The organism is Ammoniphilus resinae (genome assembly GCF_017873965.1).
GTDB classification, from domain to species: Bacteria; Bacillota; Bacilli; order Aneurinibacillales; family RAOX-1; genus Ammoniphilus_A; species Ammoniphilus_A resinae.
In genome coordinates this window covers 582,222-598,909 of sequence record NZ_JAGGKT010000001.1, presented here as the reverse complement: position 1 = coordinate 598,909, position 16,688 = coordinate 582,222, and the positions used below count along the sequence as shown (strand labels likewise).

At 40.6% G+C, this 16,688-nt stretch carries 19 protein-coding genes; 9 read left to right on the top strand and 10 right to left on the bottom strand.

All coding sequences use genetic code 11. The features are described from left to right. Positions 1 to 64 precede the first annotated feature (64 nt). Positions 65 to 541: a CarD family transcriptional regulator gene (locus J2Z37_RS02920; protein ID WP_209808684.1), complete on the top strand. Its 477-nt coding sequence runs from the start codon at positions 65 to 67 to the stop codon at positions 539 to 541. A 119-nt stretch (positions 542 to 660) separates the two neighbouring features. Here the strand turns inward: J2Z37_RS02920 and rnjA are convergent, their stop codons facing one another. Both rnjA and J2Z37_RS02910 read right to left on the bottom strand, forming a co-directional pair. Then, entirely contained in the window at positions 661 to 2,325 is a 1,665-nt protein-coding gene (gene rnjA, locus J2Z37_RS02915) for a ribonuclease J1 (RefSeq protein ID WP_280922141.1), read from the bottom strand. 135 nt (positions 2,326 to 2,460) lie between these two features. After that, a complete protein-coding gene (locus J2Z37_RS02910) occupies positions 2,461 to 3,072 on the bottom strand; it encodes a competence protein ComK (RefSeq protein ID WP_245203555.1) in 612 nt (203 codons plus the stop codon). A gap of 150 nt (positions 3,073 to 3,222) precedes the next feature. Between J2Z37_RS02910 and J2Z37_RS02905 the strand changes: the two genes are divergently transcribed. Both J2Z37_RS02905 and J2Z37_RS02900 read left to right on the top strand, forming a co-directional pair. Continuing rightward, positions 3,223 to 4,008, top strand: a complete 786-nt coding sequence (locus tag J2Z37_RS02905) for an undecaprenyl-diphosphate phosphatase (RefSeq protein ID WP_209808681.1) — start codon at positions 3,223 to 3,225, stop codon at positions 4,006 to 4,008. Positions 4,009 to 4,116: 108 nt separating this feature from the next. Beyond that, positions 4,117 to 4,638, top strand: a complete 522-nt coding sequence (locus tag J2Z37_RS02900) for a hypothetical protein (protein WP_209808680.1) — start codon at positions 4,117 to 4,119, stop codon at positions 4,636 to 4,638. Between the two features lie 187 nt (positions 4,639 to 4,825). On the opposite strand, the gene J2Z37_RS02895 is transcribed toward J2Z37_RS02900, so the two are convergent. The 5 genes from J2Z37_RS02895 to J2Z37_RS02875 all read right to left on the bottom strand — a co-directional run bounded on the left by J2Z37_RS02895 (position 4,826) and on the right by J2Z37_RS02875 (position 7,336). Then, positions 4,826 to 5,101 (bottom strand): hypothetical protein, encoded by a 276-nt coding sequence (locus J2Z37_RS02895; RefSeq protein WP_209808678.1) that lies wholly within the window; start codon positions 5,099 to 5,101, stop codon positions 4,826 to 4,828. Between the two features lie 92 nt (positions 5,102 to 5,193). Continuing rightward, on the bottom strand, positions 5,194 to 5,430 hold the full coding sequence (locus tag J2Z37_RS02890) for a group-specific protein (protein ID WP_209808676.1): 237 nt from the start codon (positions 5,428 to 5,430) through the stop codon (positions 5,194 to 5,196). A 20-nt stretch (positions 5,431 to 5,450) separates the two neighbouring features. Beyond that, a complete protein-coding gene (gene pssA, locus J2Z37_RS02885) occupies positions 5,451 to 5,942 on the bottom strand; it encodes a CDP-diacylglycerol--serine O-phosphatidyltransferase (protein WP_209808674.1) in 492 nt (163 codons plus the stop codon). 19 nt (positions 5,943 to 5,961) lie between these two features. Beyond that, complete coding sequence (locus J2Z37_RS02880) at positions 5,962 to 6,933, bottom strand: VanW family protein (protein WP_245203498.1); 972 nt, start codon at positions 6,931 to 6,933, stop codon at positions 5,962 to 5,964. Between the two features lie 106 nt (positions 6,934 to 7,039). Beyond that, positions 7,040 to 7,336, bottom strand: a complete 297-nt coding sequence (locus tag J2Z37_RS02875; RefSeq protein WP_209808672.1) for a hypothetical protein — start codon at positions 7,334 to 7,336, stop codon at positions 7,040 to 7,042. Positions 7,337 to 7,506: 170 nt separating this feature from the next. Between J2Z37_RS02875 and J2Z37_RS02870 the strand changes: the two genes are divergently transcribed. Beyond that, positions 7,507 to 8,994, top strand: coding sequence for a long-chain-fatty-acid--CoA ligase (locus J2Z37_RS02870; protein WP_209808671.1), 1,488 nt, complete (start codon positions 7,507 to 7,509; stop codon positions 8,992 to 8,994). A gap of 170 nt (positions 8,995 to 9,164) precedes the next feature. Further along, positions 9,165 to 10,229 (top strand): NAD(P)/FAD-dependent oxidoreductase, encoded by a 1,065-nt coding sequence (locus J2Z37_RS02865; protein WP_209808670.1) that lies wholly within the window; start codon positions 9,165 to 9,167, stop codon positions 10,227 to 10,229. Positions 10,230 to 10,297: 68 nt separating this feature from the next. On the opposite strand, the gene J2Z37_RS02860 is transcribed toward J2Z37_RS02865, so the two are convergent. From J2Z37_RS02860 to J2Z37_RS02850, 3 genes are all read right to left on the bottom strand, one after another. Continuing rightward, positions 10,298 to 11,191, bottom strand: a complete 894-nt coding sequence (locus J2Z37_RS02860) for a selenium metabolism-associated LysR family transcriptional regulator (protein WP_209808669.1) — start codon at positions 11,189 to 11,191, stop codon at positions 10,298 to 10,300. A 111-nt stretch (positions 11,192 to 11,302) separates the two neighbouring features. Next, positions 11,303 to 11,815 (bottom strand): GerMN domain-containing protein, encoded by a 513-nt coding sequence (locus J2Z37_RS02855; protein WP_209808668.1) that lies wholly within the window; start codon positions 11,813 to 11,815, stop codon positions 11,303 to 11,305. An 89-nt stretch (positions 11,816 to 11,904) separates the two neighbouring features. Further along, the gene (locus J2Z37_RS02850) at positions 11,905 to 13,554 is read right to left on the bottom strand and encodes an N-acetylmuramoyl-L-alanine amidase family protein (protein ID WP_209808667.1); all 1,650 of its coding nucleotides are present in this window, start codon (positions 13,552 to 13,554) and stop codon (positions 11,905 to 11,907) included. Positions 13,555 to 13,734: 180 nt separating this feature from the next. Here J2Z37_RS02850 and J2Z37_RS02845 point away from each other — a divergent pair, with 180 nt between their 5' ends. The 4 genes from J2Z37_RS02845 (at position 13,735) to J2Z37_RS02830 (ending at position 16,688) form a co-directional block, all read left to right on the top strand. Continuing rightward, positions 13,735 to 14,262: a gamma carbonic anhydrase gene (locus tag J2Z37_RS02845; RefSeq protein ID WP_209808665.1), complete on the top strand. Its 528-nt coding sequence runs from the start codon at positions 13,735 to 13,737 to the stop codon at positions 14,260 to 14,262. 97 nt (positions 14,263 to 14,359) lie between these two features. After that, complete coding sequence (locus J2Z37_RS02840) at positions 14,360 to 14,557, top strand: hypothetical protein (protein WP_209808663.1); 198 nt, start codon at positions 14,360 to 14,362, stop codon at positions 14,555 to 14,557. Positions 14,558 to 14,710: 153 nt separating this feature from the next. Next, a complete protein-coding gene (gene ymzB, locus J2Z37_RS02835; RefSeq protein WP_209808661.1) occupies positions 14,711 to 15,040 on the top strand; it encodes a protein YmzB in 330 nt (109 codons plus the stop codon). Between the two features lie 151 nt (positions 15,041 to 15,191). Continuing rightward, positions 15,192 to 16,688: a gluconokinase gene (locus tag J2Z37_RS02830; protein WP_209808660.1), complete on the top strand. Its 1,497-nt coding sequence runs from the start codon at positions 15,192 to 15,194 to the stop codon at positions 16,686 to 16,688.

The following is a 16,688-nucleotide window of genomic DNA, read 5'->3' as shown; positions in this document are numbered from 1 at the left end:
TCATATTTTGAAATTTACCATCATATTATAAAGATGAATCTTAAAATGGTGTGGGGGTGTCATTTTGTTCCAAATTGGTACAAAGGTTTTTTATCCGATGCACGGCGCTGGAATTATAAAAGATATTCAGGATAAGGAAATTTTTGGTGTTCGCAAAAAATACTACATTGTACAATTTCCTTTAAACAGCATGACTGTTATGCTGCCTGTAGAACATGTAGAAAAGGTTGGTCTACGAGAGATTGTGGATAAAAACACGATATCCCAATTGGAATTCCTCCTACGATCGGGGGAAGACCCCACCGAGAAAAGCTGGAATCAGCGCTTTCGAGAAAACGCTAACATGCTTAAAAGCGGGGATATTTTTGGCTTAGCCCAAGTTGTGAAAAGTCTAACCCAGCGTGACCGAGAAAAGGGATTATCAACAGGTGAAAAGAAAATGCTTGAAGACGCCAGATTATATTTAACAAGTGAGATTGCACTCGCTAAAAACATAAAACAAGAACAAGCAATCCAGTTTTTAGAGGATGCAATTCCATGATTAAAGGGCTGTTGGCGCCCTTCTTTTGGGGGATGTGGGGGACTCATACCAGATTTTTTTGATCCTTAGTTGCTCAACCAAAAAAAGCTCGTCCAACCGGACGAGCTTCCTCTATAAGCCTAGACCTCCATAATTACCGGGAGGATCATAGGTTTACGTTGTGTTTTTTCATAAAAATACGGTTCCAACACATCGATAACCTTCGATTTTAGTTGCGACCATTCCTTCACATTGCGCTCTGTCAATCTTTGTAAAGATTGCTGAACCAATTTGGTTGCCTCGTTTAACATTTCTTCTGATTCCCTGACGTAAACGAAACCTCTTGTAACAAGATCAGGGCCACTGACAACCTTCCATTGCTCTTTATTAATCGTAACAACCACTACGATTAAACCATCCTCAGACAGTTTCCGGCGATCGCGTAGAACAATGTTTCCGATGTCACCGACTCCTTTCCCATCGATCAGGATCATACCAGCTTGAACTTTCCCCACTTTCGATGCTTGTCCATTTTGGAATTCAACCGGCTCCCCATTGTCCAAGATAAATATATTTTCTGATGGGACTCCTGTTGCTTCTGCCAATTTTTTATGCATCATCAACATCCGATATTCCCCATGGATTGGAATAAAGTATTTAGGACGGAACAAATTTAGCATAAGCTTAAGCTCTTCCTGACTTCCGTGTCCTGATACATGAAAACCGGATACGGAACCAAACACCACATCTGCCCCTGCCCGCATCAAGAGATCGATTGTTCTCCCTACAAAACGTGCATTACCCGGGATGGGTTGTGCCGCAATAATGACCGTATCACCAGGATAAATTTTCACTGTGCGATGGGAGCCGGTAGCAATTCTTGTCAAGGCAGCCATTGGTTCCCCTTGGCTTCCTGTACATACAATTACGACCTGATGCGCAGAGAATCGATCAATTTCATTGACTTCGATCAGCATTCCTTTAGGAATATTTAAGTAACCTAATTCTGCACCGATTTTAAACACGTTTTCCATGCTGCGACCAATCACTGCAATTTTTCTGCCATATAAATCGGCTGCTTCAATCACCTGCTGAAGACGATATACATTGGACGCAAAGGTGGCAAAAATAATCCTTCCATCCGATTTATGAAACACTTCTTTAATGGTTTCCCCGACCGTTCTTTCAGATAATGTATGGCCAGGGCGCTCACTATTTGTACTATCCGAGAGCAGACAAAGAACTCCCTTATCTCCCCACCCTGCCATTTTAGCGATATCTGCCTTTTCCCCGACAGGCGTGTAGTCAAATTTAAAGTCACCTGTATGAACAATTATGCCTTGTGGCGACTCGATGGCTATCCCTACCGCATCAGGTATACTATGGTTCACACGGAAGAAGCTAGCCCTCAATTGTCCTAATTTTAGAACGGTAGAATCCTGAATTTCATGAATTTGAACACGGTTCATCAACCCATGCTCCTGTAGTTTCACCTTGGCCAACCCGAGGGTTAATTTGGTTCCATACAATGGAACATTTAATTCTTTTAACACAAATGGCAAAGCACCGATATGGTCTTCATGACCATGTGTCAATAGGATACCTCTAACCCTATCCACATTTTCAACTAGGTAAGAAATATCAGGAATAACCAAATCAATTCCCAGCATATCTTCTTCCGGAAATTTAAGACCGGAATCGATGACAATAATGTCTTCCCCGTATTCTACTACATACATGTTTTTCCCAATTTCGCCTAAACCACCTAAGGCAAATACTCTTAATGGACTTAGATTATCTTTCAAAACTTTCACTCCTTTATATCCACAGTCACCTTCTTCATTCCTCTATTTAGTATCCGCCACGGAAGAAGGTGAACATACATTAAAGATGATTTAATCACATTCAATTAGCAAAAGCAAAAACGCTTGAAGTTCCAATTATGGGGTTGGATAATTCCGAATCGCTTCAGCGATTTGTATGAGCTGTTGGTGTAAATCATCCCGTAGCCCTTTTTCATTGATAAGTGTGGGGCGCTGCATGCGAGGGCTTGTAAAGTGTAGTTCCTGGAACATATAGTCAAGAAGTGATGCATCTCGAAACTGCTGCTGAACAAATTGAATGGTATAAGGGACGGTAATTTGGTACCCATTATGTAAAACGATCACACTGTTGTTTTTATGATGGGATGAAGGAAAAAGATCTTTTAACTGCCTATGAACAATCCAGAGAAATCCGCGGGTTTTTATTTCATTGCTCTGTTTGATGCGAAGCGGTACGAGCACCATTTGAAAGGATAAAGGGATAGGTAAAAGCTGTTTCTTGCAAAGTTTGACCTTTACACATGATTGGAGCTGCCCCAGGTCGATAAACAAGTGATGGCACAATTCCTTAACAAAACGCTGAGTTGTAAAAGGGATTATCACCTGTTCGGAATCGTAAATGACTTTTGTCATTTCCCCTTGATTTTTCACCAGAACGGGTTCAATTGCAAGACCGCTGAGTAAAAATTCTTTAGCGTTTGCTCGCAATTTTTTATATTCTTCATTCATTTTCAAATAGCGATCCCCCCTAGTATATAGTACAGTACAGGAATATTTTAACAAAAGAAAAAGACTTGTCAAGTCTTGTCTTCTATAAATGGACATATTCCTCCCCACCCCATCATAAATCTAGGAAGAAACCAATTATGGAGGTATACCGTGGAAGAACTACTAAAATCATGGATTCTTGGTATTGTACAAGGATTGACTGAATTTCTGCCAATCAGCAGTACAGGCCATCTGGTACTTTTCCGAAAATGGTTTGGTCTACAGGAAGCGGGGCTATTTTTGGATACAATGCTGCATTTTGGAACGTTTGTGGCTGTGCTTGCTGTCTTTTGGGATGATGTTATCCGTTTGATCAAAAAACCCTGGAGCCGTCTAGGGCTGCTGATTTTGACCGGAACGATTCCTACGGCGTTTATCGGTCTAACCTTTGAAGACTTTTTTGAGGATATATCTCGAACTGGGGAGACGATTGGCGTTGAATTTTTAGCCACGGGACTGATTCTATGGTTTGCCGACAATTTAAAAAAATCAAGAGGCAAAGATTTAGATAGCATATCCTTTAAAGATGCCATTTTTATCGGCACTCTACAAGGTGCAGCCATCCTACCAGCTATTTCTAGATCGGGACTAACCATTGCAGGCTCCTTATGGCGAGGAATCAAACGAGAAGATGCAGCCAAATTTTCATTTTTATTATCGTTACCTGCTATTTTAGGGGGAGTTATCCTACAAGGTCAAAAATTATTTGAAGAACAAACGGTTTCCATTGGATTGCCTTCTTTGCTAGTTGGCACATTTGCTGCAGCAGTAGCAGGTTATATCGCCGTAAGATGGATGCTAAAAATTCTGAGGGAGGGATCATTAAAAATATTTGCTGTCTATGTCTGGATACTTGGAATAATCATTATTGGGTTGCAAATGACGAGTAACTGGTAACTCTATGTCGGCATTCGTCACAATATGTAGAAACATTCATATAGGAAAGATGAAACTTTTGTAGAATAAATAAATTAGAGCATGAGCAAGCACAGAGGGAGGATCTTGATGGGAATTGGTATGAATTTTGTTTGTGGGCAATGTGGTTACGATACCGGATTATTGATGATGAACCAAGGTTCCAATCATTCCGTAAAGAAAATGATTGAAAACTATGTGTATACATATTCCCATGAATTAGATTCAAAAATGCTTCCAAGTCGAGCAAGTGAATATCATGTGATTATCAATACCATTCTAGAGCAAAAGGTAACTAATTTGACATACAATTTTTATGGTTGCGTTTGTTATGGCTGTAGGAGAACCTATGAAATGCTCGATATTTTACAGCAGAAGGAAAAAGAGGTTTATGCGGGCAATAATGATGTTGACTTACCGATTCCTTTTCAAGAAGTATTTGAATACCCTAAGGAACGTTGGAAAAGTCTAATCGGTGAACAGCCTCTATGTGTATTTTGTCATGACCGTATAATGAAACTTTCAGATGAAACCCTGAGAGATGGGGTGCTCTGCCCAAAATGTTGTAAAGGTCACCTTAAAGTTGGAGAGGACCTTCAACTTTGGGATTAAGATAAAGTGAACAGTTTCCTTTATCATTTTGCTTGTCGTCTGATGAGGAGGAATAGACCACCTCCTCCTTCAGGCTAAAATGATGCTTATTTTTTAAACAAAATAACAAAGAAGGCATGGGACATGCCTTCGAAGTGAGATCGACAGAAGAGAAGAAAAGGTTCTCGCCGATACATTGGCAAAATTTTTATGCTGTGTACAATATCGCTTTATCATCAATGGTATACAGATCTTTGATTTCTGATGCTAGGGTAAGACGCTTAAGCAGCTCATTCCGGTCCAAATCTGAGCGCAAGAAGCAGCGAGATAAACGACCGTCTAAATTGAGGATGAGATGAAAATATTCGCCCTTCAGATCAATCTCTCTTTTTACGGAAAGGACGGAGATTCGCCCCATATAAACCATCCTTTCTTGGAAAAGATATTCATGATCATTTTTTACTAAAGTGGATAAATTATACATAAATAAGTCCAACGGCTAAACAGAAAAAAGTATGAGGCTATTTCGATACCTCATACTTCACTATATTCATCTTCTAATTTTTTATGCCTTCCTTAGCAATAACTGGAGAGACCCTCAACAATCTGTACCCTTTCTTCACTGGTTAATTTTTTCAGCAGTTTTTTCAATAAATGGAATAAGTCGTTTAACTCGGCCTGGGTCCATTTATTTATCTCTAAATTTTCTTTGATAGCTTGGATAGTGTTGTCATTCAACAATGAATCTTCTTCAATCTCCGCTAATTTCTCCCTAATATCATCTGGTGTGTGGTCTTTCATACAGATTCCCATTTACTTCTCTCCTTTTTTTGTCATAGCTTGAACATCCGAAATGGACTGACCATTAGAATGGCAAGAATAATGGTTATGAATGGATTCGTATATAAAAAGATCCCCATAAAGGCCATTACTAGTCCAGCAAAAGTAATTGGAATACCAATAAAATAACCGACAGTCGGACTGGCATTAAACCGTGCAAGGCGCAAGGCCCCCATCGTCGGATATAAAACAAAAGCAAGAGATGTCATCATCGAAGGTTCTGATAAGGTATGAAACAGGATCGCTGGAGCAACGCCAAAGCTTACCACATCCGCCAGTGAATCCAGTTCTACACCGATTTGATTACTCACTTTTAGCTTTCTGGCAATTCGTCCGTCAAACAGGTCTAGAAAAGCAGCTAAAAATAGAAGTAAACTAGCTGTCCGAAAGTATTCATTCATCGAAAAGGTGATGGAAAATACCCCGCAGATCAGATTTCCAAGTGTAAACAAATTGGGTATTGATTTTAATAAATAGGATAGCATGGTGCCCTCCCTCTGATTTCTAGTTCGAGCGGTCATGTACTTCCTTTGGCAGTTTTTTTGGAGCTTCAGGTGTTTCCCGAAGTTCAGCTGCCAGCCTGCGGCTGGAATAAATAGCAACGAAATTTTGTCCATTCCCAGCGTAGCACTTTATCATAATAGGATAATCATAATCATTGCGGAAAACAAAATCAGGTCCATACCAACTTACGGTTGCATCACGGCCAGAAGGAACGTAGCTAACCCTTTTACTATGGGAATACCGTTTTACAATTGTGAGTCCAGCCCGATCGGCTGCATTAAACAAAGTTGATGAAACCTGACAAATCCCTCCACCAATCCCTTCAGAAAGTTCCCCGCGAACAATGACAGGCGCCCTTTTGTACCCTCTTTCACTTGTTCTTTTCCCCACTACTCGATTAAAGGAAAAGGTTTCTCCTGGATTTAACACATAGTGATTAATGGAATTGGATGCTAATTTTATGTTATACGAGCGATTTTTGTTTCCTGAATTATAGTAGGTTGCAAAAGACGAAATCTGTTTCTCCATAGCTGTCTTTAATTGTTCAGTGGTAACTCTTGGAGGTGTAAACTTTACGGGAAGCGTCTCTACAAGTTCTGTTTCCTCAAAAAGAAAGGAATGTAGTTTTTTTTGAAAGGCCAATCGGTCAAGCGCAACCCCTGACAGATGTTCAACTACTTTCCCGTGTTCATCAATATAGGCGTCCTGCTCCTTCACTGAGACTTGGCTGTCAAGAATATCTGCCAATCTGGTTACTGCTGATGGATTAAGAAATGGTCCCCCTAATTCAGGAAGGATCAGCTCATTGATTTTAATTGTGAATTTTTTACCTAGGTGTTGGAAAATGATCGCTTCTCCTGCGTTTTCTCTTACCCCAAAAAATTCTTCAGAATTAGAAAGTGTTGAAGTGGCCCCTGCATTTCCACCCCACAAAAGGAAAATAATCATAACCAATGATAAAAAAGACTTCATAACATCCCCCGCCTTTAATTTTGCTTGTCCATATTGTTTCATACGGCAAGGGGTTTCATCCCACTCCTTGTTACTGGGAAAAGGATGGAAATTTACGACTCTTTCGTTATCTTTTCTTTCGATCCTTTCTAGTTTGCAGACGGCTTTTTGCTACATCATATGGAATTTCTATGCGAATTAAGTCGTATAAATGCGTTCCGCTTGGAATATGATCCCGAAGTTCATAATAAAGATGAGGATTTTCTTCTCTTAGAATAGTCACAAATTCAATCATAGGTGGGATGACATTCTTAGGTAATTTGCGGCCGACGTTTTTTAGGAAATTCGACATTTTGGTGTAGTTAGTGTCCTTCGATTGAATTAATTCCTCGAATTCCTCTATTAATTCCAGAAGGTCGCTCATGATTTAACTCCTCATAACAGTTTATTTTCCTCTATTTTATCAAACGTTTGAAATAGGGCAACAACTAATGGGCATTTTTTCCTTGCATCTCATTGGTCTGTTAAGATACATTTATTTAAATACTTGAACAAGTGCATTCCTAAAGTAAAAATAGGAGGACTACATTTAATATGGACGCCATTCATTTGGGTAATTTCTATCTAAAAAATTCAAGTCCGAGCGATTTCGCCTTAATTTATCACGACCAAAAGATTACATATAAGAAGCTTGATGAAAATATTAACCAATATGCCCATTACCTTACATCCCTAGGGATTGGCAAGGGTGATTCGGTTGCCCTTAGCTGTTACAATACCCCAGAATTTATTTACAGTTATTTGGCGATTACCAAAATCGGGGCAATGGTCGTTCCTTTAAATTTAATGTTAACTTTGGATGAACTGCAATATATCCTCATGAATGCAGAAACAAAAGCAATAATCATCCACCCTAAGATCGTTGAAAAACTTCAACTGAATCCAGACTCTTTAAAAGAAGGATTAGGAATAGAGGAAATTATTATTCTCGATGACACTGTAAAACAGAAGATTATGCAGTCTGCACAAACCAACTTGCCCCAACTTGACCCATCTTCAACGTCAACGCTGTTGTACACCTCTGGAACAACGGGAAAACCAAAGGGCGCAATGTTGTCCCACAGAAATTTACTGGAAAATGCAAAAAGCTGTGAATTTGCGTTAGAAGGAACTGGAAGCGACGTCTTTCTCTGTGTGCTTCCGATGTTCCACACCTTTGGATTTACGGTTTGTGTTCTACTCCCTTTATACGTCGGAAACACTATTGTTATACACGATTCCTTCCATCCTAAAGAAGTATTGGAATCCATACAAAAATATAAAATAACAGTATTTGCTGGGATACCTGCAATGTATATCGTCTTAAGTCAAGCGATGAAAGCTTCACCCCAACCTGTTCATTCCTTGCGTGCCGCGGTATCAGGCGGTGCACCATTGCCTTTGGAAATTTTCAAACTGTTTAATGAAGATTACCAAATCCCTCTTATTGAAGGATATGGATTAACAGAAGCCTCCCCTGTGGTCAGCTTCAATCCTTTAAGTGGTGTGAAAAAGGGGGGATCGGTCGGCCTGCCTCTGCTCCATAATGAGGTGAAAGTAGTCGATCCTGGTGGAAATGAAGTTGCCACTGGCGAGATAGGGGAAATCCTAGTGAAGGGCCCCAACGTTATGCAAGGGTATTATAAAGCGGAAGAAGAAACGGCAAGTACGATTGTGAATGGCTGGTTACACACCGGTGATTTGGGGTATATTGATCATGAAGGGTATCTTTTTATCGTAGACCGTAAAAAAGAACTAATTATCACGAGAGGTTTAAATGTTTACCCAAGAGAGATTGAAGAGGTTCTATATGCCCACCCCTCGATCTTGGAAGCCGCTGTCATTGGTGCACCCGATCCAACTAAAGGTGAAATTGTAAAAGCCTTCGTTGTACTAAAGCCTGGTGAGCAGTTGGAGCGAAAAGAACTAAGCATTTATCTGCAAAAACATTTAGCCAATTATAAGCTTCCTAGGCAAATTGAATTCGTTGAACAGTTACCTAAGAATGCAGCAGGTAAAATTCTTAAAAAGCAGCTTAAATGATGAAAGGATCAAGATTTCTTGATCCTTTCACTTATTGTCCTATTACTAGTTTTCTAAATTAAAGAACTTTGTTATTAAAGCGATTTCATACCAGTTTTTCCCTAATCCGGTTTGTACAATTGCATGGTTTGTCATAAAATAAGATCGGACCATAGTTACGAGGTGTACATATGAAAAAGAAAAAACTAGTCATCCTGGGCGGCGGCTATGCCGGGATGCGACTTATTCAAGGACTATTGCCAAAGATGGACGACAATCAAGAAATTATACTGATTGATCGTTTGCCTTATCACAGTTTCAAAGTGGAATTTTACGCCTTGGCCGCGGGTACAGAATCACTGACAGATATCACACATACCTTTCCAGAGGATCCACGCTTAACTAAGCTTTATGGAGAGATAACAAATATTGATACTGTGAAAAAACGGATTGAGATTCGCGAGAATGATCCACAAGAATACGATGAATTAGTTATTGCCCTAGGATGTACGGATGCTTACCAAGGGGTAAAAGGGGCAGAAGAAAACGCCTTTAGTATTCAAACATTAAAAAAATCCCAGATCGCCTCCCAAAGGCTAACAACATTGGATCCTTATGAAAGAGTCACGATTATTGGAGGGGGGTTAAGTGGTGTAGAATTAGCTGCTGAACTCCGGCAATCCCGTGAAGACCTTAATATTTCGATTGTAAACAGAGGAAAGAGCGTGCTTAGCCCCTTCCCAAGAAAAACACAAGAATATGTTTCTAGATGGTTTATAGAACACGATGTGAATCTCATCAATGAAGTGCAGCTAGAGGAAATTTATTCTAATTATGCTATATATGAAAATGGAACATTGGAGTATGATGCCGTCGTTTGGACGGCCGGGATTCGCCCCGCTGCCGTCACCGATTCCCTGGAAGGGGAGCGAGACCAACAGGGCAGATTTGTTGTTAACGAAGATTATTCTCTTCCTTCAGATCGGAATGTTTATATTATTGGGGACTGTGCATCTGCCTACTTCTCCCCCAGCGCTTATTTGGCAGAAATAATGGCAGACCGTCTTCGAGATATCCTGCTGGCTAAGTGGAGGAATCTGGATATTCAACTTCCGCCGATCAAACTAAAAGCTGTCTTTGGATCACTTGGGAAAAAAGAAGGCTTTGCTGTAATTGGGGATACACCTATACACGGAAGGGTTCCTCGCGTATTAAAATCTGGTGTGTTATGGCTGTATAAAAAACATTTGGGGTAAGAATAGAAAAATCGGCTTTCCTTATCTGGAAATAAAGCCGATTTTTTAGTGTACAGAAATTAGGTTGACTAGAGCCCACTCCCATCAGTCTTCCTATTCTTTACAAACGTTAGAAACGTTGATATGACAGATGAGTCTTTTTGATCTTCCAAACAAGAACAATAAAATTTTCGTTGGATGGAGAAGTCAACAAGATTGATAATTTTTACCCTTCCAAGTTTTAACGCTCTTTCCGCTGCAAGAGAAGATACCGCTGCAATCCCCAACCCCGCTTCTACAGCTGCAATTACTGCCTCTGTACTTTCCAATTGACCAGAAATTCGCAGCTGTTGAAGCAGGATGCCATTGCTGCAAAGATAAGATTCAAAGGTTCGGCGGGTATCTGATTCAGGCTCACGCATAATCCATTCCGTTTCCAATAGCTCTTCAAAATGAGAAACAGATTCGGTCCATTCTGTATCGGCTGGGGCAATCAAGCTCATTTGATCAGCCGCCACAGGAAAAGCTAAAATCCCCACAGTTTCAAAGGGTTCTCCCGTAAAAGCTAAATCGATGGAGCGATCGCGCAGCCAACGAAGAACTTCCTTAGTTCCGGAAATCCGCAGCTGAGGGCGCACTTCCGGATAGATGGAGCGATAAGATTTTAAAATCTTTGGCAGAATGTATTCAGAAGGGATTGTACTTGCTCCAAGAGTCAAACGGCCAGTTACCTTGGTTCCCCAAATCTCTCTCTCCACTTGTTCCCAAAGAGCCAAAATCTCCACAGATTGTTCATACAATGTCTTTCCATGACTCGTTAGCCCCTCTCCCTCTTTTGAAAAGAGCTTCGTCTTCAAATATTCTTCCAAGGTTTGGATCCTTTGCGTAATAGCTGGTTGCGAAACAGAAAGATGTTTCGCTGCCTCTTTAAAACTGTTGGTTTGAACAACTTTCACAAAGGCTTTGAGATGATTGAGATTCATTTTTCCCTCCTTAAAGGAAGTGTGAGATCTTCTTCTTTTTATATCATGTTTCTCGACTAACCTCCAGTTCTCCTTTTCCCCTGCTCGGTGTTATCCAAAAAATGGCAGATCTTAAAGATCTGCCATCATCTCCTTGGTAAATGGTTCACTAACATCCATATGCCCTAAAATGGTTTCTACAGGTTGATTATCGATTAAAAATTGAACTGAAGTTACTTCCTCAAATTGAAACATCGTTTGTAGAAGAGATAACACCATGAACCGTTCACCAGTACTGCCAAAATTAGGCCTTTCCTCTAAAGAGAGGTTAACGCTTAACTTACCTTCCGGGGATATTTGTATATCCTTAAGGTTTTGTTCTTTCCATAGAGGTGTTGTTTCTTTTTCAGGTTCGCACAAAGCTAAGAAGGCTTGTCCATACTTTGTGGTGCCTTCCCCCCAGGTGATCTTCTTCTCTTCCTCTACCAAATTCTCAAGCTGTAGGTCTGAGAAATAAACTTTGATATCTGCCTTCTCCACCTTTACCACTGGGGTATTAGGTTTAGGCTCTGGCTGTTTTACGTTTTCCACAGGTTGTGTAGTCTCAACCGGGTCGCTTTCCTGGTTCGGAGTTTTATCAGGCAACGACTCCTCACTGCATCCGCTAAAGAGCAATATGAGGAGGCATAGCAATGAAATCTTTATAAAATAAAATGGTTTCACCATCATCACCTCTAATTGTTGATAGTGTAGTATTCATAAATAGCTTGGCTCAATTTCTCGGCCAGATTCTGTTGAAAACCAGGATCCAACATTCTTTGATTTTCCTCTTTGTTCGTTAAGAAGCCGATTTCCAGGAGACTTGAAGGCATAGTTGTATTTTTAATGACATAAAAATTCTGTTTCTTCACTCCACGATCTGGAAAATTAGTGGCCTCAATTAAATACTTATGTAAAATGCTTGCAAAATCCTTGCTTTGTTCGGTGTAATAATAGGTTTCAGTTCCCCTAGTTTCCGGCTTAAAGGAATTTGCATGGATGGATAAAAACAAATCGGCCGCAACATCTTCCGCAAGCTGTACCCTGTCCTGTAAAGTCGGATAGGTATCTCCAGATCTCGTTTCCACAATTTGAATACCCTTCATTTGTTCTAATTGTTCTTTCAATAGGCGAGTCACAGCAAGGGTGAAATCTTTCTCATGATTCCCAATGGCACCTGCAGCTCCGGGATCACTACCACCATGTCCAGCGTCTAACACAATAAGGAATCCTTCTTTCTTGGGAAGCGCATTAAGATTTACTGCCCAACCTTTCTTGTTTGGCTGTATAGTATAATTCACCTTTCGTGAGAATTCAATGACTACCCGAACAGTTTCTGGGTCCCTTGAAAACTGACTGTAACGAATCTCGTTGATCAAATCCTGATCGAGGGCTACATCTAACTTCCCCATCCCAACAGCTGGATCTACTTTTTCATCTAGTCTATTACTTAGGGAGATATTTGGCAAATCAATGACTAACCGATTTGGACTGGTCATGGAAAAATGCTTAGGGGTATCATCCAGATTAGATGTTTCTAAGATAATTTCCTCATCTTCAATATCAATACCACGAAGCTGGTTGGAACTTGATTCTTCTATAGTATTTTCATCAGAATTACCATCGTTCTCAGTTTCCTCTTCGTCCTCGGTTGTCCCGATATAAATACCCTGATCTTCCATTTCAACAGGTACGCGGTAATGCTCCTTAAAAATACTAAGCGGAATGATCCAACCCGTATCCAATTTGCGAAGCTTAAGATTTGTTATCGTTTCCCCAGAGGGTTCCTGTTTCCCGCTGCCAAAATAACTCTCTAAGGGGTAGTAAGGGAGGTATAGTTCCTCCTGAATTTTGAAGACCTTGTATTTCTCTCGATCCACCGTATTGCCATCAATCATTAACGAATAAAATTTATTAATCAAAACCGTTTTAGTATTTGGCTCCCATCCCACGTTTGTTCCCAGCGATTCCCCGACGAAACGAAGCGGAACCAAAGTTCTTCCTTCCTTGACTATAGGCGGAACATCCATCTGCACTTCCTGACTATTGACCAAGGCCATTTTATCCCCGACTACCATGGTTATATGGTTAGCCGAGTCAGTAATTTCTATTTTCTTTTCCTTTTCAATCCATTGGACAGTTGCGTTCAAATTTGTGGCGACAACACGAATGGGTACAAACGTGCGGTTTTCCACTAGCGTCGGTGCAACATCTGTTTGAATCGACTTTCCTTCAACAACTAGTTGAATTGGCGATGGGGATGGTTGATCGGCGTAAACCTGGGCCAAAGGCAGAAGCAGCAGAGCTGTCATTAGCGCTCCTAACCAAAGGCAAAATCTTTTCATTCTCCTCTCTCCTCTCTCTTTTAAAACATGGGTTACGACAACCTTTGGCAAGATTCCCGAAAAATAGTCATTTATTAGACGCGTAGGGGGCCAGAATGTTTTGCTGTGCAGAAGGTTTTTCTTGTACTTTTATGATACAATTAAATTCTAACTAGACACATAATTTAAGGAGTGACTCCGATGACCATTCATCCTTTTCACGGAAAACATCCGCAAATTGACGAAACCGTATTTTTGGCAAGAGGTAGTGTTGTAACCGGTGATGTTGTCATCGGAAAGGAGTCTAATATTTGGTACAATACGGTAATCCGCGGAGATATTGCTCCTACTCGAATTGGGGAACGGGTAAGTATCCAAGATAATAGTACGCTGCATCAGAGTCCAAATAATACGCTCCTCATTGAGGATGATGTCATTATTGGCCATAATGCCGTTCTTCATAGCTGCATTGTTCGCAAAGGCGCATTGATTGGTATGGGAGCCATTATCCTGGATGGCGCGGAAATTGGCGAAGAAGCAATGATTGGCGCCGGCACTTTAGTTCCTCCCGGGAAGAAGATCCCACCACGTTCTTTGGCAGTTGGTTCCCCTGCAAAAGTCATTCGAGAAATTGGGGAAAAAGACGAGGCAGAAATGCTGCGGATTCGAAAAAGCTACGTGGAAAAAGGACAGTACTACAAAAAGATGGAAAGCCCTGCGAACAACTAAACGAGGGCTTTTCCCTTTTCATTTGAATAAAAATCTATTTACATTCATAATTATTCGTTATAGAATAAATTCATTATAATTAGAGGAGAGGCACGGGATGATCGCTTTTAAAAGCTTTTTAGACCCACATGTGAAAAATCACCCAACTGTTACGATTCAATTAAAGGATAGATCTATTACAGGAGACCTTTATAATACATCTGCCACCCAGGTAGTTTTATTAGTCCATAACAAGGATTACCATTTTGAAGTAATCCCTTTTGATGAAATAACACATATTGATTTTAAACAATAAATTAGAAAGAAGAGCCCTCATATTCCTTTCATTCTTTGGGAAAAGTAACGTTGGATGACCATTGCTTGCGTTAGTCCCCCAAAGGGAAAATAGATAATTTGCGAAAGAAATGTCTATTTCAACGTTGGACATAAACGTTAAGGAGGATGATTGATGGAGAGCCCTATTTCAGAAATACAAAAATGGATGGAATCAATGACTGGTCAAACCGTATTAATTAAAAAAGAAGAAGATGGAGATTTAGATCAAGTCCATCTACGACTAGACAAATTAACAGTCGGCAGACAGCAATCAGATGATCCTGACGGCTATGTTTTACCACAGGCCCTTTTGTTTCATGGACAAGGGACTATAAACAACGGGGAATCGTTGCCGCAAAACGTATACGAAATCCCGTTATCTAATTCCTGGTTAAGTGAAGAGCAGGGAAATCTGCTGCATATAAAAACAGAACGGGCCGTTTACACCATTCAACCCTTCTAATAAATTTTAAAGGCAAGATCTGGTATACAGGTATACCGGGTCTTTTTGTTTTGTATGAAGTCACAAAATGTATTTTGTATTACAGAAAAAATAGGTTAGAATCTTATTATATCCTTAGAAGTTTAACTGAAAAGACAGGAGAATCAACGGAATGTACGTGATTGGACTTGATTTTGGAACTACGAGTACGAAAGCAATTGTATTCGATAAACGGGGAAACGCTGTAAGCGAACATGGGGTAGAGTACCCCATTTTAACACCTAACCCAGGTTGGGCCGAACTTGACCCGGAAATCATTTATGTGGCTGCAATAACCTCCCTTCGAGTAGCTCTTTCTAGGGTGAAATCGAGTGAAGTAGTTGCTATTGGCCTAAGTACTGCAATGCATTCATTAATTTTAATGGACGAGCTGAATCAACCATTAACACGAGTCATAACATGGGCAGACAATCGGAGCGATGAACAGGCACATGTATTAAAACAATCAACTCTCGGAAAACAGATTTATTTGCGAACCGGAACCCCAATCCATCCCATGTCGCCACTATGTAAAATAATGTGGTTTAAAGAAAATGAGCCTGAGCTATTCAAACAGACACATAAATTTATTTCTATAAAAGAATACCTTTTATTCCGATGGTTCGGGCAATTTATCACTGATTTTTCAGTTGCATCAGCAACAGGGTTACTGAATTTACAATCGCTTGAATATGATTCTGATGCTTTACAAACAGCTGGAATTAAGAAAGAACAACTTTCCACATTGGTTCCCACTACTTATGTATTGCAAGGGCTGTCCGACGAGGTTGCAGAGGCAGTCCATATTCGCAGGGAAATTCCCGTTGTGATTGGAGCGAGTGACGGATGTTTAGCCAATCTTGGAATTGGAGCAATGAACCGTGGAGAAGTCGGTATTACGATTGGAACAAGCGGGGCTATCAGAACCGTCACCCCAAAACCGATCACAGATCCTTCCGAAAGGACATTCTGTTATGCACTCGCTGAAAACCATTGGGTCGTAGGAGGAGCCACCAATAACGGGGGGTTGTTGCTGCGCTGGTTTAAGGAACAATTCGCCCGTGAACTAAGTTATGAGAAGCTAACCGAGGAAGCAGGCAAAGTTGGGGTTGGGAGTGAAGGCTTGTTCTGCCTGCCATACTTATCCGGGGAACGAGCCCCCATTTGGAACGCACATGCCCGCGGTTGCTACGTTGGAATGGCACTACACCACAAACGTGAACATTTTGCTCGATCCGCCATGGAAGGGGTTATTTATGCGATTTTCGGCGTAGGAAAAGCCCTTCAACAGCTTGCTGGTGATTTTGGGTCGCTTCGAGCATCTGGTGGATTTGTTCAATCAAAGTTAGGCTGTCAAATCCTTGCCGACGTGTTCGGAACAGAAGTCATCGTTCCGGAAAATCCACAAAGTTCTGGCTGGGGTGCCGCGATTCTAGCCTTATTTGCCATTGGGGAGATTCCTCGAATTGATTATTACTGTGGGGAAGATAGCCATACCCATACCTATGCTCCTCATTCAGACAACCATATAAAATATCAGCAGTTCTATACAGTCTATGAGGAAATTTATAATCAACTTTCCAATACCTTTGAAAAGATTGCTGAGATTCAGGGAATTAAAAAAGAATAG

Bases quoted from the DNA above. Each gene is read 5' to 3' on its own strand.
- J2Z37_RS02910 (WP_245203555.1), bottom strand. From the start codon at position 3,072: ATGAATGAAGAATATAAAAAATTGCGAGCAAACGCTAAAGAATTTTTA.
- J2Z37_RS02865 (WP_209808670.1), top strand. From the start codon at position 9,165: ATGAAAAAGAAAAAACTAGTCATCCTGGGCGGCGGCTATGCCGGGATG.
- ymzB (WP_209808661.1), top strand. From the start codon at position 14,711: ATGGAGAGCCCTATTTCAGAAATACAAAAATGGATGGAATCAATGACT.
- J2Z37_RS02895 (WP_209808678.1), bottom strand. From the start codon at position 5,101: ATGTATAATTTATCCACTTTAGTAAAAAATGATCATGAATATCTTTTC.
- pssA (WP_209808674.1), bottom strand. From the start codon at position 5,942: ATGCTATCCTATTTATTAAAATCAATACCCAATTTGTTTACACTTGGA.
- J2Z37_RS02900 (WP_209808680.1), top strand. From the start codon at position 4,117: ATGGGAATTGGTATGAATTTTGTTTGTGGGCAATGTGGTTACGATACC.
- J2Z37_RS02880 (WP_245203498.1), bottom strand. From the start codon at position 6,933: ATGAAGTCTTTTTTATCATTGGTTATGATTATTTTCCTTTTGTGGGGT.
- J2Z37_RS02875 (WP_209808672.1), bottom strand. From the start codon at position 7,336: ATGAGCGACCTTCTGGAATTAATAGAGGAATTCGAGGAATTAATTCAA.
- J2Z37_RS02890 (WP_209808676.1), bottom strand. From the start codon at position 5,430: ATGGGAATCTGTATGAAAGACCACACACCAGATGATATTAGGGAGAAA.
- J2Z37_RS02850 (WP_209808667.1), bottom strand. From the start codon at position 13,554: ATGAAAAGATTTTGCCTTTGGTTAGGAGCGCTAATGACAGCTCTGCTG.
- J2Z37_RS02860 (WP_209808669.1), bottom strand. From the start codon at position 11,191: ATGAATCTCAATCATCTCAAAGCCTTTGTGAAAGTTGTTCAAACCAAC.
- J2Z37_RS02870 (WP_209808671.1), top strand. From the start codon at position 7,507: ATGGACGCCATTCATTTGGGTAATTTCTATCTAAAAAATTCAAGTCCG.
- J2Z37_RS02830 (WP_209808660.1), top strand. From the start codon at position 15,192: ATGTACGTGATTGGACTTGATTTTGGAACTACGAGTACGAAAGCAATT.
- J2Z37_RS02840 (WP_209808663.1), top strand. From the start codon at position 14,360: ATGATCGCTTTTAAAAGCTTTTTAGACCCACATGTGAAAAATCACCCA.
- J2Z37_RS02845 (WP_209808665.1), top strand. From the start codon at position 13,735: ATGACCATTCATCCTTTTCACGGAAAACATCCGCAAATTGACGAAACC.